The organism is Streptomyces sp. NPDC025784, from assembly GCF_055558435.1.
The window spans coordinates 315,852-339,406 of record NZ_JBVHMN010000006.1 but is presented as its reverse complement, the minus strand read 5'-3'; the positions used below and the strand labels follow the sequence as shown (position 1 = coordinate 339,406).

The 23,555-nt window shown below is 70.5% G+C and carries 24 protein-coding genes and 1 pseudogene; 12 read left to right on the top strand and 13 right to left on the bottom strand.

Going from position 1 to position 23,555, the window contains the following annotated elements; genetic code table 11:
- The first annotated feature begins 199 nt into the window (after positions 1-199).
- The 5 genes from ACZ4IF_RS16945 (at position 200) to ACZ4IF_RS16925 (ending at position 4,227) form a co-directional block, all read left to right on the top strand.
- Positions 200-853, top strand: a complete 654-nt coding sequence (locus ACZ4IF_RS16945; protein WP_467563573.1) for a hypothetical protein — start codon at positions 200-202, stop codon at positions 851-853.
- Positions 854-1,004: 151 nt separating this feature from the next.
- On the top strand, positions 1,005-1,616 hold the full coding sequence (locus tag ACZ4IF_RS16940) for a sigma-70 family RNA polymerase sigma factor (protein ID WP_467563571.1): 612 nt from the start codon (positions 1,005-1,007) through the stop codon (positions 1,614-1,616).
- Positions 1,617-1,838: 222 nt separating this feature from the next.
- Positions 1,839-2,906, top strand: a complete 1,068-nt coding sequence (locus ACZ4IF_RS16935) for an ABC transporter substrate-binding protein (protein WP_467563569.1) — start codon at positions 1,839-1,841, stop codon at positions 2,904-2,906.
- A gap of 2 nt (positions 2,907-2,908) precedes the next feature.
- Positions 2,909-3,979 (top strand): FecCD family ABC transporter permease, encoded by a 1,071-nt coding sequence (locus ACZ4IF_RS16930; protein ID WP_467563567.1) that lies wholly within the window; start codon positions 2,909-2,911, stop codon positions 3,977-3,979.
- Complete coding sequence (locus ACZ4IF_RS16925; RefSeq protein WP_467563565.1) at positions 3,976-4,227, top strand: ATP-binding cassette domain-containing protein; 252 nt, start codon at positions 3,976-3,978, stop codon at positions 4,225-4,227. Before ACZ4IF_RS16930 ends, ACZ4IF_RS16925 begins: the two co-directional genes overlap by 4 nt.
- Positions 4,228-4,237: 10 nt before the next feature.
- On the opposite strand, the gene ACZ4IF_RS16920 is transcribed toward ACZ4IF_RS16925, so the two are convergent.
- The 3 genes from ACZ4IF_RS16920 to ACZ4IF_RS16910 form a co-directional block, all read right to left on the bottom strand.
- Complete coding sequence (locus ACZ4IF_RS16920) at positions 4,238-4,735, bottom strand: lamin tail domain-containing protein (RefSeq protein ID WP_345651215.1); 498 nt, start codon at positions 4,733-4,735, stop codon at positions 4,238-4,240.
- Positions 4,736-5,038: 303 nt separating this feature from the next.
- Positions 5,039-5,392 carry a hypothetical protein gene (locus ACZ4IF_RS16915; protein WP_467563563.1) on the bottom strand — a complete coding sequence of 118 codons (354 nt, stop codon included), beginning with the start codon at positions 5,390-5,392 and terminating at the stop codon, positions 5,039-5,041.
- 74 nt (positions 5,393-5,466) lie between these two features.
- Positions 5,467-6,423: an alpha/beta fold hydrolase gene (locus tag ACZ4IF_RS16910; protein WP_467563561.1), complete on the bottom strand. Its 957-nt coding sequence runs from the start codon at positions 6,421-6,423 to the stop codon at positions 5,467-5,469.
- Between the two features lie 301 nt (positions 6,424-6,724).
- On the opposite strand from ACZ4IF_RS16910, the gene ACZ4IF_RS16905 reads away from it, so the two are divergent.
- Positions 6,725-7,579, top strand: a complete 855-nt coding sequence (locus tag ACZ4IF_RS16905) for an alpha/beta fold hydrolase (protein ID WP_467563559.1) — start codon at positions 6,725-6,727, stop codon at positions 7,577-7,579.
- Between the two features lie 7 nt (positions 7,580-7,586).
- On the opposite strand, the gene ACZ4IF_RS16900 is transcribed toward ACZ4IF_RS16905, so the two are convergent.
- Together ACZ4IF_RS16900 and ACZ4IF_RS16895 are read right to left on the bottom strand one after the other, a co-directional pair.
- On the bottom strand, positions 7,587-8,048 hold the full coding sequence (locus ACZ4IF_RS16900) for a cytidine deaminase family protein (RefSeq protein WP_467563725.1): 462 nt from the start codon (positions 8,046-8,048) through the stop codon (positions 7,587-7,589).
- Positions 8,049-8,240: 192 nt separating this feature from the next.
- Positions 8,241-8,867: a TetR/AcrR family transcriptional regulator gene (locus ACZ4IF_RS16895; protein WP_467563557.1), complete on the bottom strand. Its 627-nt coding sequence runs from the start codon at positions 8,865-8,867 to the stop codon at positions 8,241-8,243.
- Positions 8,868-9,117: 250 nt separating this feature from the next.
- Here ACZ4IF_RS16895 and ACZ4IF_RS16890 point away from each other — a divergent pair, with 250 nt between their 5' ends.
- Complete coding sequence (locus ACZ4IF_RS16890; RefSeq protein ID WP_467563555.1) at positions 9,118-10,251, top strand: FAD-dependent oxidoreductase; 1,134 nt, start codon at positions 9,118-9,120, stop codon at positions 10,249-10,251.
- A gap of 139 nt (positions 10,252-10,390) precedes the next feature.
- Here ACZ4IF_RS16890 and ACZ4IF_RS16885 read toward each other — a convergent pair whose 3' ends face one another.
- The 3 genes and pseudogenes from ACZ4IF_RS16885 to ACZ4IF_RS16875 form a co-directional block, all read right to left on the bottom strand.
- On the bottom strand, positions 10,391-11,512 hold the full coding sequence (locus ACZ4IF_RS16885; RefSeq protein ID WP_467563553.1) for a PP2C family protein-serine/threonine phosphatase: 1,122 nt from the start codon (positions 11,510-11,512) through the stop codon (positions 10,391-10,393).
- A gap of 73 nt (positions 11,513-11,585) precedes the next feature.
- The gene (locus tag ACZ4IF_RS16880) at positions 11,586-12,236 is read right to left on the bottom strand and encodes a CatB-related O-acetyltransferase (protein ID WP_467563551.1); all 651 of its coding nucleotides are present in this window, start codon (positions 12,234-12,236) and stop codon (positions 11,586-11,588) included.
- Between the two features lie 482 nt (positions 12,237-12,718).
- Positions 12,719-13,463 (bottom strand): annotated as a pseudogene (locus ACZ4IF_RS16875) (PLP-dependent transferase); the annotation flags it as partial.
- Between the two features lie 578 nt (positions 13,464-14,041).
- Here ACZ4IF_RS16875 and ACZ4IF_RS16870 point away from each other — a divergent pair.
- Together ACZ4IF_RS16870 and ACZ4IF_RS16865 are read left to right on the top strand one after the other, a co-directional pair.
- A complete protein-coding gene (locus tag ACZ4IF_RS16870) occupies positions 14,042-15,325 on the top strand; it encodes a phosphatase PAP2 family protein (protein WP_467563549.1) in 1,284 nt (427 codons plus the stop codon).
- Positions 15,326-15,566: 241 nt separating this feature from the next.
- Entirely contained in the window at positions 15,567-15,791 is a 225-nt protein-coding gene (locus ACZ4IF_RS16865; protein WP_467563547.1) for a hypothetical protein, read from the top strand.
- 156 nt (positions 15,792-15,947) lie between these two features.
- On the opposite strand, the gene ACZ4IF_RS16860 is transcribed toward ACZ4IF_RS16865, so the two are convergent.
- Entirely contained in the window at positions 15,948-16,619 is a 672-nt protein-coding gene (locus ACZ4IF_RS16860) for a class I SAM-dependent methyltransferase (RefSeq protein ID WP_467563545.1), read from the bottom strand.
- Positions 16,620-16,807: 188 nt separating this feature from the next.
- Between ACZ4IF_RS16860 and ACZ4IF_RS16855 the strand changes: the two genes are divergently transcribed.
- Positions 16,808-17,407 carry a 2'-5' RNA ligase family protein gene (locus tag ACZ4IF_RS16855; RefSeq protein ID WP_467563543.1) on the top strand — a complete coding sequence of 200 codons (600 nt, stop codon included), beginning with the start codon at positions 16,808-16,810 and terminating at the stop codon, positions 17,405-17,407.
- Positions 17,408-17,441: 34 nt separating this feature from the next.
- On the opposite strand, the gene ACZ4IF_RS16850 is transcribed toward ACZ4IF_RS16855, so the two are convergent.
- Together ACZ4IF_RS16850 and ACZ4IF_RS16845 are read right to left on the bottom strand one after the other, a co-directional pair.
- Positions 17,442-18,227, bottom strand: a complete 786-nt coding sequence (locus ACZ4IF_RS16850; RefSeq protein WP_467563541.1) for a hypothetical protein — start codon at positions 18,225-18,227, stop codon at positions 17,442-17,444.
- A 149-nt stretch (positions 18,228-18,376) separates the two neighbouring features.
- Positions 18,377-18,619 (bottom strand): hypothetical protein, encoded by a 243-nt coding sequence (locus tag ACZ4IF_RS16845; protein WP_467563539.1) that lies wholly within the window; start codon positions 18,617-18,619, stop codon positions 18,377-18,379.
- Between the two features lie 310 nt (positions 18,620-18,929).
- On the opposite strand from ACZ4IF_RS16845, the gene ACZ4IF_RS16840 reads away from it, so the two are divergent.
- The gene (locus tag ACZ4IF_RS16840; RefSeq protein WP_467563723.1) at positions 18,930-19,439 is read left to right on the top strand and encodes a DinB family protein; all 510 of its coding nucleotides are present in this window, start codon (positions 18,930-18,932) and stop codon (positions 19,437-19,439) included.
- A gap of 136 nt (positions 19,440-19,575) precedes the next feature.
- Positions 19,576-20,382 (top strand): DUF1963 domain-containing protein, encoded by an 807-nt coding sequence (locus tag ACZ4IF_RS16835; RefSeq protein WP_467563537.1) that lies wholly within the window; start codon positions 19,576-19,578, stop codon positions 20,380-20,382.
- Positions 20,383-20,543: 161 nt separating this feature from the next.
- Here the strand turns inward: ACZ4IF_RS16835 and ACZ4IF_RS16830 are convergent, their stop codons facing one another.
- The gene (locus ACZ4IF_RS16830; RefSeq protein ID WP_467563535.1) at positions 20,544-22,265 is read right to left on the bottom strand and encodes an MFS transporter; all 1,722 of its coding nucleotides are present in this window, start codon (positions 22,263-22,265) and stop codon (positions 20,544-20,546) included.
- Between the two features lie 55 nt (positions 22,266-22,320).
- Positions 22,321-22,833, bottom strand: a complete 513-nt coding sequence (locus ACZ4IF_RS16825) for a MarR family winged helix-turn-helix transcriptional regulator (RefSeq protein WP_467563533.1) — start codon at positions 22,831-22,833, stop codon at positions 22,321-22,323.
- Between the last annotated feature and the right edge of the window lie 722 nt (positions 22,834-23,555).

Sequence of the window (23,555 nt, the reverse complement as noted above, 5' to 3'; positions counted from 1 at the left end):
GGTGGTGGCCGCGGGCGGCGCGGGGACTCGCGGCGCCCGCGGCCGAAGCCCCCGTCTCCGACAGGAGTCGGGCCGAAGTGCCGCCCGGTTCCGGGCTCTCGGTGTGGACTGGATCACGTCTCGGGTATTGAGTACGACACCGGGGCGCATTCCGTACCCCCGCATGACGACCGACGCCCGGATGCGAGGATGAGGCGCCATGACCGCAGGGTGGTGTTCTCGCACAGTACGGGCCGCGATGTTCGCGGCCGTCTGTGTGCTGCTCGCCGCCCTCGGCCACGTGATGATGTCCGGCAGCGACGTCCCAGGGTGGGCGCTGACCGCCGGCGCACTCGTGACCGGCGGCGCGGGCTGGTGCCTGACGGGCCGTGAGCGTGGGCTGCCGTCGATCGTGGCCGCCGTGGTGGCCGCGCAGACAGGACTGCACTCGGCCTTCTCGTTCGCCCAGTCGACGACAGGGGGAGCGGGTTCCACACGGCGCGACTTGGGCGCGATGGACATGGGCTCCATGCACATGGGGTCGATGCACATGCACCCCATGGACAGCATGGACATGGGGCACATGGAGTCCTCCATGACCGGCTCGGCGTCGTTCGGCATGGTCGCCGCCCACCTGCTGGCCGCGTTGCTGTGCGGCCTCTGGCTGGCGTACGGCGAGCGCGCCGCGTTCCGCATCCTGCGCGCCGTGGCCGGATGGCTGGCGGCGCCACTGCGGCTGCTGCTCGCCCTGCCCCTCACCCCGGAGCGTCCGCGCGTGCGGGCGCGCCGCCGCACCTCGGACCGGGCACGGCGCCTCCTCCTCGTCCACGCGATCACTTCTCGGGGTCCGCCCGCGGGGACCGCTGTCGCCTGACGACAGCCGGCATCCCGAGGCCGCTCATGAAGCGCCTCGGGCCTCGGCCGTACGCCCACGCAGGTGCCGTACGGCCGTCTCCCCCTCTCACCGGAACGGCCGCGCTCCCGCGCGCCCGGTCCGGATCACGGATGACCGAGAAGGACACCAGGTGATTGCTTCCGCCCTGCCCGCGTGCGAGAAACACGACGCGGCGATGTCACTGGACGAGTCGACGACCGCATGGGCGCTCGCCGCCCGGAACGGTGACCGGGCCGCCGTCGACCACTTCGTGCGCGCCCTGCACCGCGACGTCCGGCGCTATGTGGCCCACCTCTGCGGCGACCCCCAGGCGGTCGACGACCTCGCGCAGGACACGTTCCTGCGCGCGCTCGGCAGCCTGCACCGCTTCGAGGGCCGTTCCTCGGCCCGTGCCTGGCTGCTGTCCATCGCCCGCCGCGCGGTGATCGACAGCTACCGGTACGCCGCCGCGCGCCCTCGCCTGTTGGACGTACCGGACTGGCAACTGGCCGTCGAGAACGCGCAGCCGCAGGACCTGCCCGGCTTCGACGACGGCATCGCCCTGCTGGACCTGCTGGCGGCGTTGCCGCAGGAGCGCCGGGAGGCGTTCGTCCTCACCCAACTGGTCGGCCTGCCCTACGCGGAGGCGGCACGGGTCAGTGACTGCCCCGTCGGCACGGTCCGCTCGCGCGTGGCCCGGGCCCGGGCGTCGCTGATGGACCTGCTGGACGAGGCCGAGGAATCCGTTCTGCAGGCCGCCTAGGCCGACCGGAGGGTGTCGGTGCCGTAGGCACGGTATCGGCGCCGACACCCTCCCGGTGCTGCGGATCTCGCCGAGGAACGACTTGCGAGAGCCGGGAACCTGCATCCGGGGCGTACGCGCCGTACGGCCGACTCGCCGGGAACCCAGGGCGTGTTCGCTCCGACTTCTGGACCGGGCGACAAGGACTTCGCCCGCGTACCGAGTGGAAGCTGGAGACTTTCGATGCGTTCTCGCGTGTGGGGCGGTACAGCGGCCGTCGTTCTCGCCGGCCTGCTGATGGCGGGCTGCGGCGACGGAGAGCAGGACACGGCCGGCGAGCGCGCCGCCGGAAAGGCCGCGTCCGGCGGCTACCTGGTGTCCGTCACCGACTGCATGGGGGCCAGGACCACGTTCCTCGCCGCCCCCCGGAGGATCGTCACCAGCAACGCCTCCAGCCTGGAGCTCCTGCTCCGCCTGGGTGTCGGTGACAAGGTGATCGGCACCGGATTCCCGCCCGGAAAGGGCACGTTGCCCGCCGCCCTCGACGCCGAGGCGCGGAAGGTGACGGTCCTCAGCCGGAGCGTCATCCCGAAGGAGAAGCTGCTCGGCTCCGGCGCCGATCTGTACATCGACACGTTCGCCTCGATGGACATGGGCGGCGGGACGGGCGACGCGCCCACGGCGGAGGAGTTCAAGGCCGCCGGGATCGACCACATCTACCTGAAGTCCACCGCCTGTGCGGCGCAGGGCAAGGGACCTGTGACCGACCTGTCAGGCGTCGAGGCCGACATCACCTCCCTCGGCCGGGCCACCGGCACCGGCGCCACGGCGAGGGAACTCGTCACCGGAATGAGGAAGAAGGTGGACGCCGTCCGGAAGGCGGTCGCAGGTACGGCCGAGAGCGAGCGGCCGACGTACTTCTTCTTCGACTACGACGCCGGTACGAAGCAGCCCACCGTCGTCTGCAACCGCCAGGTCGCCCATGCCGTGATCACCTCGGCCGGGGCCCGCAACGTCTTCGCGGACTGCGACGGCGACTACAAGCAGGTCGGCTGGGAGGACGTGATCGCCAAGAATCCGGACTGGATCCAGCTCGGGATCCGACACCGGGGCAGCGAACCGGCGAACGAGGAGGCGTTCGACGAGGCGGAGAAGTGGCTGAGGTCCAACCCGGCCACCAAGGGTCTGAAAGCGGTCGAGGCGGGCCACTTCCTGCGCATCGGATCCGAGCGGACCACCATCGCGGGCGTGGAGAACGCCGACACCGTCGAGGAGATCGCCAAGACCCTCTACCCGGGCAAGGTCGGCTGACCATGACCTCCTTGCTGATGCGACGCCGCGAGACGGCCGATCGGGCCCGTACGGTGCCGTCCGGGGCGTTCGCCCTGGCACTGGGCGTCGCGCTCCTCGTCGCCCTGACGGCAGCGGTGGCCCGGGGCTCGACGTCCATCCCGTCCGGCGAGGTGTGGAGCGTCGTGTGGCGGCGCCCGTCGGGCGAGGCTCCACGGCCGGGCACCGACGACCTGATCGTCTGGCAACTCCGGCTGCCGCGGGCCCTGTTGGCGGCACTCGTCGGTGCCGGTCTCGGTCTTGTCGGTACGGCGGTACAGGCGCTGGTGCGCAATCCGATGGCCGACCCGTACCTGCTGGGTGTCTCCAACGGCGCCTCGCTGGGTGCGGTCGCGGCGATCGTGCTCGGCCTCGGAGCCGGCGGAACGCTGGGACTCGGGCTGTCCGGAGCGGCCTTCGCCGGAGCCCTGGCCACCTTCGCGCTGGCGTGGGCGGTGGCCCGCCGCGGCGGGGGATTCGCACCGCTCAGGCTGGTCCTGGCTGGCGTGGCGATCGGACAGTTCCTGTCCGGCTTCACCAGTTGTCTCGTCCTGCGGGCCGGGGACGAGCAGCAGACGCACAGTGTGCTGTTCTGGCTCATGGGCAGTCTCGGCGGGGCGGACTGGGAACTGCTCGTCGTGCCGGCGATCACCGTGCCGGTCGCCTGGCTGTGTCTCCAGGCACGCGCCCGCGGCCTGAACGCCCTGCTGATGGGCGACGAGACAGCGGCCGGGCTCGGCATCGACGTCACACGGCTGCGCCGCGAACTGTTCACGGTGACGAGCGTGCTGACCGGTGTGCTGGTCGCGGTGTCCGGCGCGATCGCCTTCGTCGCGCTGATGGTGCCGCACGTCTGCCGCCTCGTCGTGGGCGGCGACCACCGGCGCCTGCTGCCCGTCTCCGCCCTCTTCGGCGCGCTGCTGCTGGTCGTCGTGGACGTCGTCTGCCGAACGGCCATGGACACGCAGGAACTACCGGTCGGCGTGGTCACCTCGTTCATCGGGGCCCCGGCCCTGCTGTACCTGCTCGACCGGCGCCTGGGGAGCGGCAGTTGAGGATCGACATCGAGGACCTGCACATCGCGTACACCGGCCGCACGGTCGTCGCGGTCGCCCGTCTGGTGGCGGCCCAGGGCGAGATCACCGGGCTGGTCGGGCCGAACGGGAGCGGCAAGTCCACACTCCTGCGCGCCGCCGGCGAGCGAGGACGGCCGGGGAGACCGGGGGAGTGCGAGCGCGGGCGACGGAGCGCGCCCCGGGGCCCGGTCCGTCCTGGACCGGTCACCCGGGGCGCGTGCGTGTGACGGCGGTGGGTCAGCCGTGGAAGGTGACGTAGCCGTTGCGGTCGGGGTCGGAGCCCGACTTGGTGTACGAGTGGACGTCCGCCTTGCTGCCGGAGGACTTGACCAGGTTGATGGTGTCCTTGTCGTTGTTCCAGATGAAGTTGCAGTTCTGGCGGTAGACGACGTTCTTGGTGTCCGAGTCGGTGCCGTGGCCGCCGCGCAGCTTCACGTAGTCGCCCGGCTGAAGGTAGTGATTGGCCGGGAAGGTGAAGTGGTTCCCGACGGCGTCCTTGACGACGTAACCCTTGAGGTTGACGGTCGTGCTGGACGAGTAGTTCTTGATGGTGAGGTACTCGTCCTTGCTGTTGCCGGTGGAGCAGCTGTTGGAGTCGCTGCCGGGCGCGTCGTACTGGACGCCCTTGATCTTCAGCGCGGACGAGTACTCGGTGGCCTGGGCCGGAACGGCGGCAGCGGCGACGACGAGCGTGCCCGCAGCGGCCGCGGCAGCCAGGGCGTGACGTATGTACACGAGGATTCCCCCCTCGATGGTGCGAATGGAGCGTCAGGAGCATATCCGACCGGTGATCGGTGAGTGACGAGATGGTGGGGGAAGTGTGAAGACGGGGCTTCGTGGTCTGGATCGCCGGCGGTCTCGCCGACGGGGGCAGGGGGCTCGCATGCGACGTCGGCGAGGAGTGGACCGCCATCGGCCGACCGTACGGGGAGCGGGTCGGCGTCGCCGACGGCGGCTGTACGGGACCTCGCGCTGACGACGCGCACACACGCTCCGGTTCATGGGCCTCCCACGAGGACGCCGAGGTCCGGCCGCTCGTCAGCCGGCCGCGGTGCCGTATCCGCAGAGCCAGGCGAGGCCATGGTGCAGCCCGCGGATGTAGTCCATGCTGCCGGGCAGGTCGCCGGTGTCCTCCAACCGGACGGTCACCGCGTCGAGTTCGGCGGTCAGCACGGTGAGGTCGGGAACGCCATCGACCACCCGGGCGGTGACCGGGGAACCTGCCGACCGCCCCAACGCCCATTCGTACGAGGCCGCTTCCCCGGCACGGAACTGGGGCGACCCGGCTCCCTGCCCGCCCGTGAGCTTGTTGAGGGCGGCCTCGACCTCGGAACAGGGGCGCACTCCGACCCTCTCCGACGCGCTGCCGCTCTCGTCTTCTCCGGTGGTCATGGACCATGAGTACCACCATGGGCGCACAGCAACCGGGTAGGCAGTGCAGCGAGTTCGGGGGCAGTGCAGACGGGTCAGACGCAGGCGCCGAGGAAGTCGACGAGCGCCGCGTTCACCTCGTCCGGCCGTTCCTGCTGCGTCCAGTGTCCGCAGCCTGCCAGTTCGATGGGCCTGCGGTGCAGGTTGGGCATCCGGGCGGGGAGGCTGTCGATGAACTCGGGCGTACCCGGGAACGACGGTACGGGGTCGCGGTCGCCGTAGATGTACAGGGCGGGAGGGGTGACGACGGCGCCGTCCCACGGTGCGGTCAGTTCCCAGTTGCGGTCGAGGTTGCGGTACCAGTTGAGGGCGCCGGTGAAGCCCTCGGAGAAGCTCTCGGTGAGTGCGTCGAGATCCTCCTCGGTGAACCAGTCGGGCAGCACCTCGGGGTACGGCATGGCCGCGAGCCACCCCTCGTCGGCGTCCACCAGCGGCTGCTTGGTGTCGCCAGGAGCGTCACCGGAGGCCGAGTGGAAGAGCTTGCGCAGTGCGGTGCGCGGATCCTTCGCGAACTCCGCGTCGGCAACACCGGGGCGGTCGAAGTAGTTCCAGTAGAAGCGCCCGCCGAACTTCTTGTCCATGGTCACCAGCGGCGGCTCGGCTCCCCGGGAAGGAGGCGGCACGCTCAGCCCGGCCACCCCCCGCACGATGTCCGGCCGCAGCAGTGCGGTGTGCCAGGCGACCGGCGCGCCCCAGTCGTGTCCGACGACGAACGCCTGCTCCTCGCCCAGGGCATGGATCAGACCGACGACGTCGCCGACCAGGTGGAGGATGGTGTACGCGTCGACGTCGTCGGGATGGTCGGTGCGTCCGTAGCCCCGCTGGTCGGGGGCGACGACACGAAAGCCCGCGTCGGCGAGCGGGCCGAACTGGTGCCGCCAGGAATGCCATGACTCGGGGAAGCCGTGCAGAAGCACCACCAGAGGGCCGTCGCCTTGCTCGGCGATGTGCATGCGGATCCCGTTCACGTCGACCGTTCGATGCTGGATCATGTGCAAGAGCGTACGGGTTGCGCTCTTCCGGCGGCGGTCGTGGTCCCGGCCCTGCGGCCGGGGGAGTGACGGTGCGGGACGTCGCGGGCGGCCCGGGCCTTCGCGGCCGCACAGGAGCGGACTTCACCCGGACCGCACTGAAGGACGAGGCCGGCGGATCGAGGCGGAGGCCGCGCGGATCGGGCTCGGACGCGGCACAGGACGGCTATCGCTGTCGCCGGGCCCATTCGACAGCCACGGCCTTCGCCCCGCCGATGCCTCGGCGCGCGGGCACCATGGGCCGGGAGAGAAGGGAGCAGCGATGACCGAGCGCGTGGCCGAGGTGGACGGCATCGAACTGTGCACCGAGTCCTTCGGTGACCCGTCGGATCCGCCTGTCCTGCTCATCATGGGCACCGGAGCTTCGATGCTCTGGTGGGACGAGGGTCTCTGCCGGATGCTCGCCGAGGGCGGGCGCTTCGTGATCCGTTACGACCACCGCGACACCGGCCGGTCGACCACCTACGAGCCGGGCCGCCCCGGATACACCGGCGCGGACCTCGTCACAGACGCCGCCCGTGTGCTCGACGCCCATGAACTCCGGGCCGCGCACGTCGTGGGCGTCTCGGCGGGAGGGGCGCTCGCGCAGCTGCTCGCGCTCGATCACGCGGACCGGGTGCTCTCGCTCGTCCTGATCAGCACGTCCTCCGCCGTGCCCGGCGACCGCGGTCTTCCCGCGCCGACCGAGGAGTTCATGCGGTTCGTCTCGGCCGCACGTGTCGACTGGTCGGACGGCGAATCGGTGATCGAGCATCAGGTGGCCTACGCGCGCGTGCTCGCGGGCGGTCGCCGCCCCTTCGACGAAGCCGCCGCCCGTGCCCTCGTCCGTCACGACATCGAGCGCGCGCACGATTTCGCGGCGGTCCGCAATCACGACACTCTTCCGGACGGAGACCTCCCGCATGCGTCCCTGTCCTCGATCGCCGTGCCCACGCTGGTGATTCACGGCACCGCCGATCCGATGTTCCCGCTGCGGCACGGGCAGGCGCTGGCCGAACAGATATCAGGGGCAAGGCTGTTGGCGCTCCAGGGCGCCGGGCACGGGGTCGAGCGTGCCGACCGGTCGACGATCGCCGCGGCCATTCTCGAACACACTTGCGCGGACACCGCCGACTAGTACCGCGTCAGGCATCGTTCCCGAGGTCGGCCGGTGGTGCCGCCACGTGCCCAGTGGTGTCCTGCTCGGCGTCGAGCTGATGGTCGGCCCAGACGTAACTCTCGGGAAGCAGATCGGGGACGGAGACGGTTCGGACGCGGTCCTCCCCGCCGACGATGACCTTGATGGCGGGGAAGTAGTCGAGAAGGACCTGACGGCACCGGCCGCACGGGGGCACGACGCCGCGGTCGCGATCGCCCACGGCCACGATCGTGTCCAGGTCGTAGACGCCCTGGGATGCTGCCGCGCCGATGAGGACCAGTTCGGCGCAGGGCCCTCCGGTGAAGTGGTAGGCGTTCACCGCCGTGACGATCCGGCCGTCGCGGGCGCGGCCCGCGGCCGCCATGGTGTGGTTGTCGCCCCGGCAGCGGGTGCGGGCGACGTGGGCCGCGGCCTGGATGAGTTCGTGGTCGACGGGGTAGGTCTGCATGGTCGTCTTCTCCGCCTTGTCGAGGTGTCGGGCGACGGCGACCCGGGCGACAAAGGTGCGCAAGAGGTTGTCGGTTGCCTCAGGTGCCCGTCGCGGTGGATCGAGCCGCTTCGTTCCTTGCGGTCGGCGTGGCCGGTGACGCTCGGGGCCGATTGCCGAGGGTCGTGAGCCGGCCGTGCGATGGGCGCCGGTTCATACCGAGGGGCGGGGTAGTGCGTTCCAGCCGTTCTCCAGGAGGTCGAAGGCGCGGGTGACGGCCTGACGGGGATCGTCGTGGGCGGCCGCGGCACGAGGGGCTTCGAGGGCGAAGTGGGCCAGGGCGGTGCAGGCGGGGTCGCCCGCGGCGAGGTCGCTCTCCTCGGCGATGACCTGGGCGAGCGCCGCGGTGTGGCGCAGCCACATGTTCTGGTGGTAGTCGCGCAGCGCGGGGGTGCCGGTCACCAGCTCGGTGAAGGCGGTGAAGTCGGGATCGCTGTCGGTGGTGACCAGCCGCATGGTCAGGGCGTGTTCCCGCAGCGCGGCGGGGATGGACCGACCCTCGGGCCGCTCGCGGACGGCGGCGAGCAGACGCGCCTCCTGGTCGGCGTCCTCGTCGAAGACGAGGGCTTCCTTGACCGGGAAGTGCTTGAACAGCGTGGTGGTGGACACGTCGGCGGCGTCCGCGATCTCACGGATGCCGACCTCGTCGTATCCGCGCTCCAGGAACAGGCGCAGAGCGGCGTCGGCGATGGCCTTGCGGGTGGCGGCCTTCTTGCGCTCCCGGCGCCCCATCGGCGGGGGAGGGGCACCTGCCGCGGTGTCGTTCGTGGTGCTGGGCATGTCGGCACTCTACCCCTTGGGTTGCCCAGCTTCAAAAGTTGAGTCGTTGCACTTATTGAGTCGGTGTGCTTTTCTGAGGCGGCGGCTGTGAGGTGCTGCCCGGCTCCGTCCCTCCTTCGGTCGGCCCGCGGTCGAGACCCCGGCCGGCGAAAGCGCCACCACGGCCCGCGGATCCACCCACCCCACCGGCGCGCCAGTCACCGCGCTGCCGCACTGGCGCACCGCCCCACCGAACGAACGGAGCACCCTCATGAACACCGATCCCGCACCCCGCATCGCCATCATCGGCGCCGGTCCCGGCGGCCTGACCTGCGCCCGCATCCTCCAGCGGCACGGCATCACCGCGACCGTCCACGACCGCGACCCCGGCCCCGACTCCCGTGATCAGGGCGGCACCCTCGACCTGCACGCCGACAACGGCCAGATCGCCCTGCGTGAAGCCGGACTCCTGGAGGAGTTCTTTCGACTGTCCCGCCCCGAGGGGCAGGAGATGCGCCAGATGGACCCGACCGGCACGGTCCTCTTCCACCATGTCCCCGAGGAAGGTGAGCGGTTCAAGCCGGAGATCGACCGGGGCCTGCTGCGCGACCTGCTGCTCCACTCGCTCCAGCCCGGCACCGTGCGCTGGGGTCACACCCTGCGGAGCGTCAGCGGCCCCGCCGAAGGCCCCCGGCAACTGCACTTCACCGACGGCGCCACCGTCGAGGCCGACCTCGTAGTCGGCGCCGACGGTGCCTGGTCGAAGGTCCGCCGCGCCCTCTCGACGGCCATGCCCGGGTACAGCGGCGTGAGCTTCCTGGAAGCCTGGTTCCACGACGTCGACAAGCGGCACCCCCGCGTCGCCGAACTGGTGGGCCAGGGCAGCGCCGCGGCGGCCGACGGCGACCGCGGCCTGTTCGCCCAGCGCAACAGCGGCGACCACATCCGCGTCTACCTCATCCAGCGTGTCCCGGCCGACTGGATCAGCGCCGCCGGCCTCGACCTCATGGACACCGACGGCATACGCGCACTGCTCCTGGAGCGCTACCGCGACTGGTCGCCCCACCTGCGCCGGCTGATCACCGACAACGACGGCCCGTACGTCGACCGCCCGATCCGCGCCCTGCCCGTCCCGCACACCTGGGAGCACAACCCCACCGTCACCCTGCTCGGCGACGCCGCCCACCTCATGCCCCCGCTCGGCGTCGGCGTCAACCTCGCCATGCTGGACGCCTGTGAACTCGCCCTCGCTCTCGCGCACCACGACACCGTCGACGGCGCGGTCCACGCCTACGAGAAGACGATGCTTCCCCGGTCCACGAAGACGGCAGAACTCCTCGACGGTGCTGCCGAAGACCTGCTGTCCATCGAGCTGCCCGACTTCGCCACCGGAGGCAGCCGCTGACCCTCGATCAGCCTGTCGTCGGAGTCCCGCCACGCGCCGACACACACTCCAGGAGTGTCGGCGCACATGCTGGCCCCATTGGCTGATCGACCAGGCATCCGCGACTCCGGTATGAGGAGGGCCCAGGCCGGGAGGCGGGTCAGGCGGCCAGGCGGCGGATCGCGACCACGGCCGCGTCGTCGTCGAGGTGGCCGTGGACGTGGGCGAGCAGGTCGTCCTGGAGGCGACGCAGAAGATCTTCTGGATCCTCCTCGTACCACTTGGGCAGTCGTTCGGCGAACGGGTAGAAGACCCCGTCGGCATTGCGTGCCTCGACGACTCCGTCGGTGTAGAGGAGAAGCAGGTCGCCGACCTCGAACGGAAAGGTCTCGACGTCGTAGTCGTCGGGGTCGCAGAGGCCGCCCAAACCGATCGGCAGGTGGCTCGTCCGGGCCGCGACCGTGGTGACGTTCCGGCCGCGGAGCAGGAGCGGCGGCGGATGGCCGCAGGAGATGAGGTGCACGACCGCTTCGTGGTCGGGGACGTCCAGCAGGGTCGCCGTGGCGAAGTCCTCGTCGGTGTCCTGCTCGGTCTCGCCGCGCCACTGGCCGGCGTCCCAGCGGAACGCCGCGTCCAGGTGGACGGCGAGGCGGGGGAGGGTGGCCTGCCGATGAGCGGCCGCGCGAAAGGCCCCCAGAAGCAGGGCGGCGTTGTCGACCGCGCCCAGACCGCTGCCGCGCACGTCCCCGATGAGGAGCCGGGTGCTGCGGTGGTCGGTCCGGGCCGCCGCGTACAGGTCTCCACCGAGATCCGCTTCTTCTTCGGCCGGGAGATACCGGGCGGCGATCCGTAGCGGGCCACTGCGTGCGGGCAGCGGCTGCAGCAGGACGCTCTGGGCCACTTCGGCGACCGACCGCACGCGGTGCAACTGTCGCTCGCGCCGTCGGCGCACCAGGCAGAAGGCGACGCAGAGGACGGAGATGACGACGAGGGCGGCGATCTGGGCCATGACGTTCGCCGTGGACAGGACTCCTCGCACGGCACCGATCAGCACTTGGGCCCCCACCGCGAGGGCCCCCATGAGCGCCGTCATACGAGCGCCCGCGAAGGCCACCGTGATCGCAGGGGCCGCCACGAGCAGAGGGCCGAGGTGGATGTGCGCCGGGACCAGGATGTCGATCACGCAGACCGCGACGATCAGGACCAGCGGGATGACCACCAGCTCGGGCGCGTGTCCCGGCCGCCAGGACTGCCGGAGCTCCGTCCACGGTCGAAGAGCCATGCATCAAGCCTTGCACTTGCCTCCGAGTGCGGCCTTTCGTCATTCCCGCGTCGCGCTCGGTCCACTTCAACCCTCACAGATCCCGGGCAGCAGGAGCGGCTCTCTCCAGATCGGCGATCGTGCCCGACATGATCGTCCGCACGTGCTCGGTGATGTGCTCGGCCGGCCAGTCCCACCAGGCCACCGCCAGAAGCCGGGCGACGTCCCGGTCGGCGTAGCGGGTGCGGATGAGGCGGGCAGGGTTCCCGCCGACGATGCCGTAGTCGGGTACGTCGCCGGTCACGACGGCACCCGAGGCGATGATCGCGCCGTGCCCGATCCGCACGCCGGGCATGACCGTCGTCCCGTGGCCGAACCAGACATCGTTGCCGACGACGGTGTCCCCGCGGTTGGGCAGGCCCGTGAGCAGGTCGAAGTGGTCGGCCCACGAACCGCCCATGGTGGGGAACGGGAAGGTCGACGGGCCGTCCATACGGTGATTGGCGCCGTTCATGAGGAACCGCACGCCCGTGCCCAGCGCACAGAACTTGCCGATGACCAGCTTCTCCGGCCCGTAGTGGTACAGCACATTGCGCGTCTCGAAGGCCGTCGGGTCGTCCGGGTCGTCGTAATAGGAGTACTCCCCGACCTCGATCAGCGGAGACGTCACCAACGGCTTGAGAAGCACCACCCGCGGCTGCTCGGGCATCGGATGAAGCACGGTCGGGTCAGCGGGGACGGGCATGACGAGGGACTCCTCCTGGGTAACCGGGCAGTGACCGCTCCATGATCGCGACGCCGACCCGACCAGGACACCCATTTACCACCCGGACGTACGAGGGCAATGCGGCCGCGTTCCGGGCCTTCCACCGACTGCGCACCCTGATCGGCGGCGGCCCGTGCTCGGACCCAGGCAGCCCGCCACGCAGATCGGCCGGCAGGATCTCGCGGGTGGTGGAGGGTGGGCAGCGGCCATGTCGGTGCTTGTGAACGATTTGAGGGCGTGGGCCGAGCCGGACCGGTCCGGCTGTGGATGCTGGACCCCAGACGTGCGCGTCAAAGGCAAGGCTGGAGCACCAGTACGGCATTGGAGCGGTCCGGTGCGGGCCGTCCCCAGGTCTCGAACGCGAGCCGCACACCGGGCAGTTCACCTCCTGCCTCCAACGGCAGTGGCTTCTCCCGCAGGTGCCATCGGCGGCGCCCCGGAGGATCCCCCTCGCACCAGGTGCCGACCGACAGGCGGACCAGGCCGGGCGAGGTGCCGGTCGCCGCCAACTGGGCCTCGTCGAGCTGGCTGTGGGTGGTGGACGCCGGATGGATGATGAGGCTGCGTACGTCGCCGATGTCGGCGAGATGGCTGAAGGGTTCGACGCCGTCGACGAACCGCTTGCCCGCCTCGGCCCCGTCGCCCGGTTCGAAGGCCAGGACCGCGCCGGCGCCGCGCGGCAGACAGCGCAGGCCTTCGTGTTCGGCCGGACCGCCGCCCGCCAGGCCGCGACGTCGTCCGGGTCGTCGACGAACGACACCTCGATGCCGAATTTCGGCAGGGTGTGACGGAACAGGTCGTACGTGCCGCCGTACAGGGACGTGCTGGAGACGATGTGGTCGCCCGCGCTCGCCGGCGTCAGGACGACGAGGGTCTCCGCCGCCTGCCCGGATGCCAGCGCCACCGCGGCGACCCCGCCTTCGAGCGCGGCGACCCGCTGCTCGAAGACGTCCTGGGTCGGATTGTGGAGCGGGTGCAGACGTTGCCCGGCTCGGCGAGGGAGAACAGGTCGGCGGCGTGCCGGGTGTCACGGAAGACGAACGAGGTGGTCTGGTAGATCGGCACCGCCCGCGCCCCGGTCGTCGGATGCGGCGCGGCACCGGCGTGGATCTGCTTGGTCTCGAACGACCAGGCCGAGGTGTCGGGCCCGGCCGGTTCGTCCTCGGGGGTGTGGCCACAGTGCGGCGCGGTGGTGAGGAGGGGGATCGGATGCCGGAGCGTGGCGTCAGCTCACGGCGGAACAACGCGTGGTGGTGACACGCACGTAGTCGACGTGGTGGCGGGTCACGAGCACGGTCATGCAGTCGGGCGACCACAGATGGTGACGGCGCACCAGCATGCACGGCCATCACCGCACACGCCCCGGTGCGCGGTCCCCGTCACCGCCACCACAATCGTGAGCCGAGGAAAAGCGACAGTAAAAGGGCATCAGCCAATAAAACGTCCTCTCGATGATGTCGAGTACGCGCGATGTCCTTGATGTCCGCCGGGCGGCGGGGGCCACTTCGCCATTTCCGTCACGCTTCTTGAAGCGCGGGATTCGCCGGGATTCAATCTGTCCGTCACCGGCAATAGTCGCTTGCGCGGCTCCGCTAACATGATCGAACTCACGACGAGTGCCCTGATCGCCCACCCTTTACGGAAAACTGTGCTATCTGGCGCGAAGAGTGACTTATTAACCAATACCTACCAAATCGGCCAAACAATTGATACCTAGAGCGTCGCGTGCACTTTCGCGAATAGATAGCAGAACTGCGTTCGCCGCGTGGCGCCGACCGCGGGCGATGTTGTGGACCGCGACAGGCGTGGCGGTCATCGGATTCCTCGTCGCCCTGGAGATCGCCGCGCGCCACTACGGCCTGCCCGGGCCGATCACGAACCAGGCGCAAGAGGTGATCTTCGGCCCGCGCTCGGGGCCGCTGCTGTACGGCGGTCTGGCGCTCATGATGGTGGTCCTCACCTGGCGTCAGCGGCTCATCGCGCTCGGTACCGCGATCGGCATCGACGCCGTCTTCTGCCTCGTGCGACTGGTCGTCGATGCGAGGCCGAACTTCGGCAACGGCGCGCTGTGGGTGATCCTGGGCTGCGCCGTCATCGCTGTCACGCGGCGCACCGGCCGGGAACGCGCCCTGCTGCTGAAGGGCGTCGGACTCGGCCTGCTCCTGGTGGCCGGCCACAAGACCGGCGACACCTGGCTGCTCATCACGTCGAAGACCCGCCCGGCGGTGCTGGACCCGTACGTGGCGACCGCCGATCACGCGCTCGGCAACCCGTCGTGGGTGGTGGGCCGCATGGTCGAGGCCACCGGCCCGGTCGGCGCCCACACCCTCCACATCGTCTATGGCCAGCTCCCGCTGGCAGCGGCCATCTTCGGGCTGTACCAGCTGCGCAACGTCGCGGTCGAGCGTCGCTTCCCCAGCCACCACCTGGTCCGCACGTTTCTGGTCATCGGCCTGCTCGGACCGGCGATCTACATGCTCTTCCCCGTGGTCGGCCCCGTCTTCGCCTACGGCACCGGCGCGTTCGGCACCGGCGGCCGGCAGTGGGCGATCGCCGACCTGTGGCCCCACACCCCGCCGCCGATCGCCCTGCACTCGATCTCGTTCGACGAGATCACCCCGCGCAACTGCATGCCCAGCCTGCACACGGCCTGGGCCACCTCGCTCTTCATCCACTCCCGCAAGGGACCGAGGGTGCTGCGATACACCGGCACGTTCTGGCTGATCGCCACGCTCACCGCGACCCTGGGATTCGGCTACCACTACGGCGCGGACCTCATCGCCGGTGTGGTGTTCGCCCTCACCATCGAGGCAGCGATGCGCGCGATCGCCCGGGGCTGGGACCGCCGGGCAACGCAGCTCGTCGCCTACGGCACGGCCGTCTTCGCCGCGCTCCTGGTCTCCTATCGCTATCTGCCGTTGGAAATGGCCAAGCACCCCGGGGTGTTCGGGCCCGTCCTCCTTCTGGCGATGGCATCCGTCGTCTACGGCTACGTGCGGACCACCAAGCTGTGGGAGCCGAAGGCCGCACCGGTGCGGCAGCCGGAACTCCAACCCGAACCGGCGTGAGCGCGACACCGGTCCGGACAACAGGCGCTCCCGCCTGATCCACGCGGCCGCGACCCGGCACATCGGGTCGTGGCCGCGCCGTTTGCGGTGTCCGCCGACTTCCTCGGTGCCCGGCCGTCAACGCCGTAGCAGCGCTCACGAGCGCGAGGCAGGAAGCGACGGGTCCCTCAGCGCCTGGTGGGGTCTGCTGCAAGAATGCCGCGACGCGACACTGGTGGCGGGACCGGGGACGGGAGCGGCGTTGATCTTTCGCGGAGTGCTCGCGCTGCTCGTGGGCGGCGTCTTCATGACGGTGGCCTGCGGCTGTCGCGGTGTCGACGTGTGGGTCTGGGACTGGGCCGACGTGGTGGTGAGGCAGCGCACCCGTTACGGAACGCCCTGGAGGAGCCTCACCATCATGCGGATCTACTTCGGCGTCCTGGGAGTCGTATCTCTGGTGGCCGGGCTGTACTTCCTCGTGAACTGACGGCACCCGGACGCGTCGAGACGAGTTTCCGGAGCATGGCCCGTACCGCCCTCGGATCCGGTGTGCCTGTGGTGGGGGTCCAGGTCGCAGCTGCCGGTGTTCCTGGACGACTGCCTCGACTGTGGCGCGTCGCTGCGGGCGCGCTGGGACGCGGAGCTATGAGCGGGCCACGGCCTGCGTCCTGTCGGGCGGCGGCTCCGCGATGCCGACGAAGCGTCCCGCGACCGGACGGACACGAGCCGCCCACCCCAGAGAGGCGAGGTCCTCCGTGAGGGTCCGCGGGTCGTGGAACACCTTCACGATGCGGTACCGGCTGCCGTCGTCGAGCCGTCGCACCGCCGCAGGGACGGGGTGATCCGAGAGGATCTCCTCCTCCGCGGACATGGCGGGACCGTCGTCGACGAAGATCGCTCTGCCACCCGGCGCGAGCGCAGCGGCCACGGTCTTCCAGAAGGCGGGCAAGCGCGCCGGCGGCACATGAGAGAGCCAGAAGGCGAAGAACACGGTGTCGTAGTGCTCCGGCGGTTCCCAGTCGAACAGGTCGGCCCGGACGAACCGGACCTTGGGCGATGCGGCACGCGCCCGAGCGACGGCCACCATCTCGGCGGACGCGTCGACAGCCGTCACCGAACGCGCCCGCGCGGCCAGCAACGCGGTCCACTGACCGGTTCCACAGGCCAACTCCAGTACGTCCCCGGTGATCGGGAGATCGTCCACGACAGTCAGTAACTTCCGCAGCGATTCGTACTTGGTGTAGGGACGGTCGTATTCGGCCGCACCGTCGTCGTAGTAGGACATCTGCTCTGCCAGGAGAGTGTCGTCCTCCATGCGCAGGCTCCTCTCATCCCGTTCGGACGGAGCCGAGCGCGTCCGACGCGCCGACCCGACTGCCACGCACACTGTCGGCCTTCACCTTTGGGCAGGGTCAAGACCGCGAAGGGCGGTGCTGGCCGGGGCGCGGCAGCCGGCACGGTGAGTCGACTGGCGCGGACCCGTGATGCCCGGACCATGGCACTGTGGACGAATACCAGGACTTCGGTGGTGCGGCCCCGGTGGACACGCTGGACGTGGCGCAGACGGCCAGGACGGCGGTGGCGTGGCTCCCGCCGAAGGAGCTGTGGCCGCCCATCCAGGACATCCGCTGGGAGCACGATCCACAGGTGCGCCGGTGGCCGCCGCACGTGAATCTGCTGTTCGGCTTCGTGCCGGAGGAGGAGTTCGAGCGGGCTGTGCCGCTGCTCCGCGCCGCCGCGGCGGAGAACTCGGCGTTCACCGCGCGTCTGGCCGGCGTGCGGTACTTCCGGCACCGGCACGACGCGACGGTGTGGCTCGATCCGGCCGCCGCGGACCGGACGCCCTGGGCCCGGCTGCAGGCGACGCTGGCCGTGCGGTTCCCGCAGTGCCGCGGCCGTGGCGACCGCTTCGTCCCGCATCTGTCCCTCGGCCGGACCCCGGACCCGAAGCAACTGGCGCCCGAGTTGTCCGCCCGGCTCGGCGTGTTGTCGGCCGTGGTGGAGGACGTGGTGCTGCTCAGCCGGCGCGGAGCGGAACCCATGCGGCCCCGATTCGAGGTCGGGCTGGGCACGGGAGAGGCCCTGCGCGTACCGGAGGATTGAGGTGCCCCCCGGGCGCCGCTGCGGGATCCCCGAGTCAGAACGGCGGGTCCTCGGAGTAGCCGCCCACCCAGCGTTCGGCGATTCGCCGGACACGGAGTTCGCGAGCCGTCACGTCGTCCGCGTTCTCCAGGGCGCTGATGTCGTGGCCCCACGCCGCCAGCGCGCCCAGGACACGGCCGCGTCTGCCACGGTCGGTGCAGGTGGTCAGCACGCCTCGGGCATGGTCGGCCAGTTCGTCTCGGCGCGGCATGACGAGCGGATGCTCCGACAGGGGGAGGGCGGCGACAAGGGCGGCTTCGCGTACGTCCGCGTCGTCGTCCCCGAGCAGCGGGTGCACCGCGGAGTAGAAGACCGGACGGAGATCCCGAAACGCGCGCATGGCCGGGCACTCGTCGAGAAACACACCGTCCCAAGCCCGTTCTCCGATGGCGACACACGCGTCGTCCGCGTCGTGGGCGGTGCTGCCGAGCCAGTTCAGCAGGACCACCCGGGTGACGTGGCGCGGTGCCGGAGCGGTGTCGTGCCGGCCGTCGCCGACCGCCGTGAGCGGGTGGTTGAGAATCGCCGCGACGAACAGCGCTACGGGCACGGTGGCTTCGTAGACGGTGTTCTGGTGGGTCACTTGCCGCAGCGCGTCGACGACGGCCGTCGCACTCACGTCCGAATCCGTGTGCAGGACACGAGCCAGGGCGGCCGACAGGAGTTCGCCCGTTCCGGTCGGGGTCTCGAGCGAAGCCCAGTCCGTGCGGTCCAAGACCTCGTGAGGGTCCGGAAGCTCGGCGAGGGCGATGGCGTCGCTCCGGGGGCGGCTGTTGATCACAGGCGGAGGCTACCGCGTCGGGCAGCCGACCCTGGCGGGCCTCGGGCCGCAGGAAAACGGATCGGGTGTTGGCAGGTCCTGCGGCCGGCGAGCCGCCCACGGCCACTGCGGCGTCCACGGCAGGCAGCCGACGACGCGGCGGCGTCCGGCTACTCCACGGCCGGGTCCTCCTGCGCCCGTCGCACCGCGTCCTTGACCGCCCGCTCCACCTCGTGCGGGTCCACCTGGGCCGCCTCGGCGTGGGCCGACACCGCCGCCTGAACCGCGTCGGCGGCCGACCGCCACGCGTGCCACTGCGCGTCGTACGCCTCGCCCGCGAGGCCGGCGAGCTTGGCCCGCTCGGCTTCCGCCGCGCATTCCAGGCTGATCAGGTGGTCGGGGATGTCAGTCACGGTCGGATCTTAAGCGTGCGGCGGAAGGCTCCGGTGGCGACCTGCGGGCGGAATCCGTTTTCGGCGCGGAAGAACCGCGGAAGAACAGTGCTCCGCTCGTCCGACCGCCGAGGCGGCACGCGGGTCGACACGGGCGTCCCGCCACCGTCGAGCGGGACGAGTGTCGATGTCGTGAACGGGAGTTGGGGGGACCGACCCGGTCCGCGATCTCCTCGGGGACGGCCACGCTCGATCGACGGCACACGTACGGCCACAGCGGACATGAGTGAATACTGGCTCCCCATACAGAACACGCATGAGGAGCCTGCCAGTGACCGGCGACACCCGCACAGGACCGCCCAACTTCGGAAGCGAACGCGACATGCTCCGGGCGTTCCTGGACTACCACCGCGCGACCCTCGCCATGAAGTGCGAAGGGCTCACCGACGAGGAACTGCGCCGGCAGTCGATGCCACCCTCCACGTTGTCGCTGCTCGGTCTCGTGCGGCACATGGCCGAGGTGGAGCGTGCCTGGTTCCGCCGCGTGTTCGAGGATCACGACGTTCCCATGGTGTGGTCCGACGAGATCGACTTTCAGGCCGCGTACGACGCGAGCACGTCGACCCGGGGCGAGGCGTTCCAGGCCTGGGAGGCCGAGGTGGAGCACTCGCGCCGCATCGAGCGGGAGGCCGATTCCCTGGACCGGGCCGGTTACCAGCCGAGATGGGAGGAGGAAGTGTCGCTCCGGATGGTGATGGTGCACGTGCTCCTGGAGTACGGCCGCCACAACGGACACGCGGACTTTCTGCGTGAGGGGGTCGACGGGACCGTGGGCGCCTGAGGTCGTGCGAACCGCCGTGCACGCGGCGCGACGTGTGCGCGGCCCGCGGGCGGCCGGTCCCTGCGGGGGTGTTGTCAGTGGCTCGTACTAACGTGCCGTGAAGTCCCGTCGATCTTCGTACGTTCGAGGAGCCATGATGACCGGAGCCACACCCGAGTCGCCCGCGAAGGATCTGCTCACACTGATACCGGAGTACGCGGGCCTCGTCCGGGACACCACCCTCCTCAACCCGGAGCCCGGCGACCCCGGTGTGCGGGAGAGCTCGTTGGGAGGCCCGGTGCTGTGGCCCGCGGACGAGCCGTGGCCGTACTGCGCGGAGGAGGACCACTGGACGTTCGGCTCCGACTGGAGCAACCGCACCGAGATCGTCCCGGGCGCGGTGCCGATGGCGCCGATCCTCCAACTGTTCGCCCGGGACGTGCCGGGGCTGGAGTTCCCGGAGGGGAAGGATCTGCTCCAGCTGGTGTGGTGCGCGCTGATCCATGAGCAGGACGAGGGGCTGGTCCTTCCGAAGCTGTACTGGCGCAACGAGGCGGAGGTCGTGGCCGGAGGACTGCTGCCCGAGATCCCCGCGGTGGGCGAAGGGGAGTACGACCCGGACAACATGCCGGTGCCGTCCACGTTGTCCCTGGCGACAGCGGAGGACTATCCGAGGTGGCACGATCTGCCCAAGGAGATCTGGAACACCTGGGAACCTCGCCTCCGGTTGCCGTCCGGCGGCGCCATGTGGCCCCCGGACTCCAACATCATCGGGACGAAGGTCGGCGGCTGGCCCGCCTGGACGCAGCCTGCCGACTGGCCGGACTGTGCGAGCGGACACCGCATGGAGCACCTGCTGACCATCACCGGCGACATTCAGCTGGGCGACTGCGGGGGTGTCTACTTCTTCCGTTGCCGCCAGTGCCCCGACCACCCTTGGGGCTGGCGGTTCGACTGCCACTGATGACTGCGTACGGACGCCGCACACCGGCGGCAGGGTCGAACAGCCGCCGTCCGATTGAGACTTGCCCGTCTCGTGATGCACGCCGGGGGCGCGCCGCCGGACCGCCGTGAGGCGGCGGTACGTCTGTGTGCCGCCGCCCGTGACCATCACCCGAAATGTGCTCAGGCCGCGCTGTCGTGCAGCTCCGCCAACGTGGCGGCGGACAGGTGCCGGGGCGCGTGATCGGTGTCGACGAGAACGACCGTGCACGCGGCGGCGTGGGTGAGGGCGGTGGTGAGGCTGCCGTCGGCGAACTGGGTGAGGGGACCGCGCGGGGAGCGCCCGACGGCGACGGTGCGCGCGTGGACGTCCGCGGCGTGCCGGGCGAGGACCCGTCCGGCGGCGGCGTGGTCGCCCACGCTGGCGAGGACCTGGCCGGTCGCGGTGACGCCCTGCGCGGCGAGCCGGTCGAGGTGGGCCGTGACGGCTGCACGTGCCTGGTCGTCGGTCTCGGTGTCGACCGCCTGCTCTTCGACCACGGCGGTCTGCTGCACGTGGACGACCTCCAGGGGACTGCCGGTCTCGCGGGCGAGTTGGGCCGCGGCGTCGACGATCGCGGCAGCCTTGTCGTGGGCGCCGACCGCGACGATCACCGGGGACGCGCCGTCGGGCGTGGGAGCGCCGACAGCCGTGAGCGACGGCGTCAGGGACCGGCTCTCGCCGGTGTCGGTCTCGGCCCGGCGCAGCAGACGATGGCCGCTGGCGAGCACGGGGATCGCGAGGAGGAAGGTGGCGGCGCCGAGGTAGAAGGGGACGCTCAGGTCGGTGGCGTCGGCGAGCTTGCCGGCGACGTAGGGGGCGAGGCCGCCGCCGATGAAGCGCAGGAAGCCGTAGGCGGAGGAGGCGACGGGGCGCTCGACGGGGGAGACGAGCATGACGGCCTGGGTGGTGAGGGTGTTGTTGATGCCGATGAAGGCGCCGCTGACGATGACCGCCACGATCACCACGGTGGGACTGCCGACACCGGCCGCGATGACGGCCATCACGACACTCAGGCCGAGGAGGTTCGCGTAGAGGACCGGCGCCGTGCCGTAGCGAGCCTGGAGGCGCGGGGCGAAGAAGACGCTGAAGGCGGCCACCAGCAGACCCCAGCCCGTGAACACCAGCCCGAGTTCATGGGCGTCCAGCTTCATGGGGTAGGGGGCGTAGCCCAGCATGGTGAAGAAGCCCCAGTTGTAGAGCAGGGCCATGATGCCCATCGTCAGCAGACCGCGGTGACGCAGTGCCTTGAGCGGCGCGATCGGCGACGTGGGCCGCTCCGGCTTGGGCAATGAGGGCACGAACGCGAGGGTCGCCACGAGGGCTATTGCCATGAGGACGGCGACACCGAAGAACGGGCCGCGCCAGCTGATGGCGCCCAACTCGCCGCCGAGCAGCGGTCCTACGGCGATTCCGAGGCCGAGCGCCGTCTCGTACAGGATGATCGCGCCGCTGAAACCGCCGCTGGCGGAGGCGACGATGACGGCGAGGGAGGTGGCGATGAACAGGGCGTTGCCCAGGCCCCATCCGGCGCGGAAGCCGACGATGCCGTCGACGGAGCCGGAGGTGCCGGCCAGGGCGGAGAAGACGACGATGACGGCCAGGCCTATGACCAGAGTGCGTTTGGCGCCGAACCGGCTGGAGAACCAGCCGACGATCAGCATGGCGACGGCGGTGACGATCAGGTAGCTGCTGAACAGCAGGGAGACCTGGCTGGGTGTGGCGTGCAGGCTCTCGGCCAGCGCGGGCAGGATCGGGTCGACGAGCCCGATGCCCATGAACGAGATCACGCAGGCGAATGCCACGGCCCAGACGGCCTTGGGCTGCCGGAACGGGCTGGCAGCCTTCCCATGCGGTGCGCTCATTGCCGCTTCTCTCCAATGGTTGTCGGAACGGGGTGCGGAGATGCCGACGCGTGGGTCAGGCGCGCAGGCGGTCGTCCTCGATCGCGTGGGCCAGGGCGGGGAGTGCGATCTTCACCGCCTGCTGCTCCTTCGCGGTCAGCTTCGTGATGAGGTCGTGCAGAGCCTGGGCGCGCTCGGTCCGCCGCTGCCGGAACACCTCCAGGCCGGTGTCGGTGGCCTCGACCAGCACGCCTCGGCCGTCGGTGCGGTCGGCTGTGCGCCGTACCAGCCCCGCGCGTTCCATGCGGGTGACGAGCTGGGTCATGTTGGGCTGGGAGACGTTCTCGGCCCGGGCCAGTTCCGTCAGGCGCTGAGGACCTTCCCGGCCCAGTCGGCCCAGTGCGGAGGATGCGGCGGTGCTCAGACCTCCGGCCGTGGCGCTGCGGCGTACGTACCGGACCATCCGCTCCACGGCGATCATGAGGTCTTCGGCCGAAGCGTCCGGGGTATCCGGAGCGTCCGGGACATCCGAAGCGCCCGGAGCGTCCGAGGCGTGCGGGGAGTCGGGATCCATAACGCGCTTATGCATAAGCTCATTATGCATCTACGTGTACTGTGAAGCAATATCCTTGCGGGGTGCGGTTCGCGGTGTGAGCGGGAGGCGACGGCTTCAGCGTCCCGGGTGTCCCGCCAGGCCCCCAACCTGCCGCAGTGGGTGCGCTGCCGCCCCTCGTCGACGTTCCTTTGAGCAGGCGCTCCTGGGGGAGTGCGCAAGAACGGGACAGTGATCGGCGGGTGGCCGAGTGCGTCCGACCCCACAGGGCCCCGAGCGCTGTGGCGTACGTCCTGGCCTCCCGGATGAGAAAAGCCCGCGCGCGTTGCGTATCGCATCACGACGCAACAGCAGGGCGCGGGCTGCTCCACGTGGCTCAACTCCACTCCATGGAGGCGACGTTGGGGACGCCGGCCATCGCCGCGGACGTACGTGTTCAAGGAGGACTGCCGGTGGGACTCGACGACCCCGAACCACAGCAAGCCGCCGGTTCCGGACCCGACATCGCGCAGGAGATACAGCACTCCTTTCAAGCCGTGTTCGATGCCCTGGACGCGGCACGCGCCGACCTCTACGCGGGCGACGAGCGGTTGGAGCATGCCCTGGCGCCATCACCGCCCGGCGCCCGGTACGGCGTACCGGCCACGGACTCCGGCCTCGCCGTGCCGGCCCCGGTCCCGGTCGCCGTGTCGGCTCCGGTCCCCGCCCCGCCCCCGGTACTGCCCCCGCGCCCACGGATGCAACCGCTGCGGCGTGTC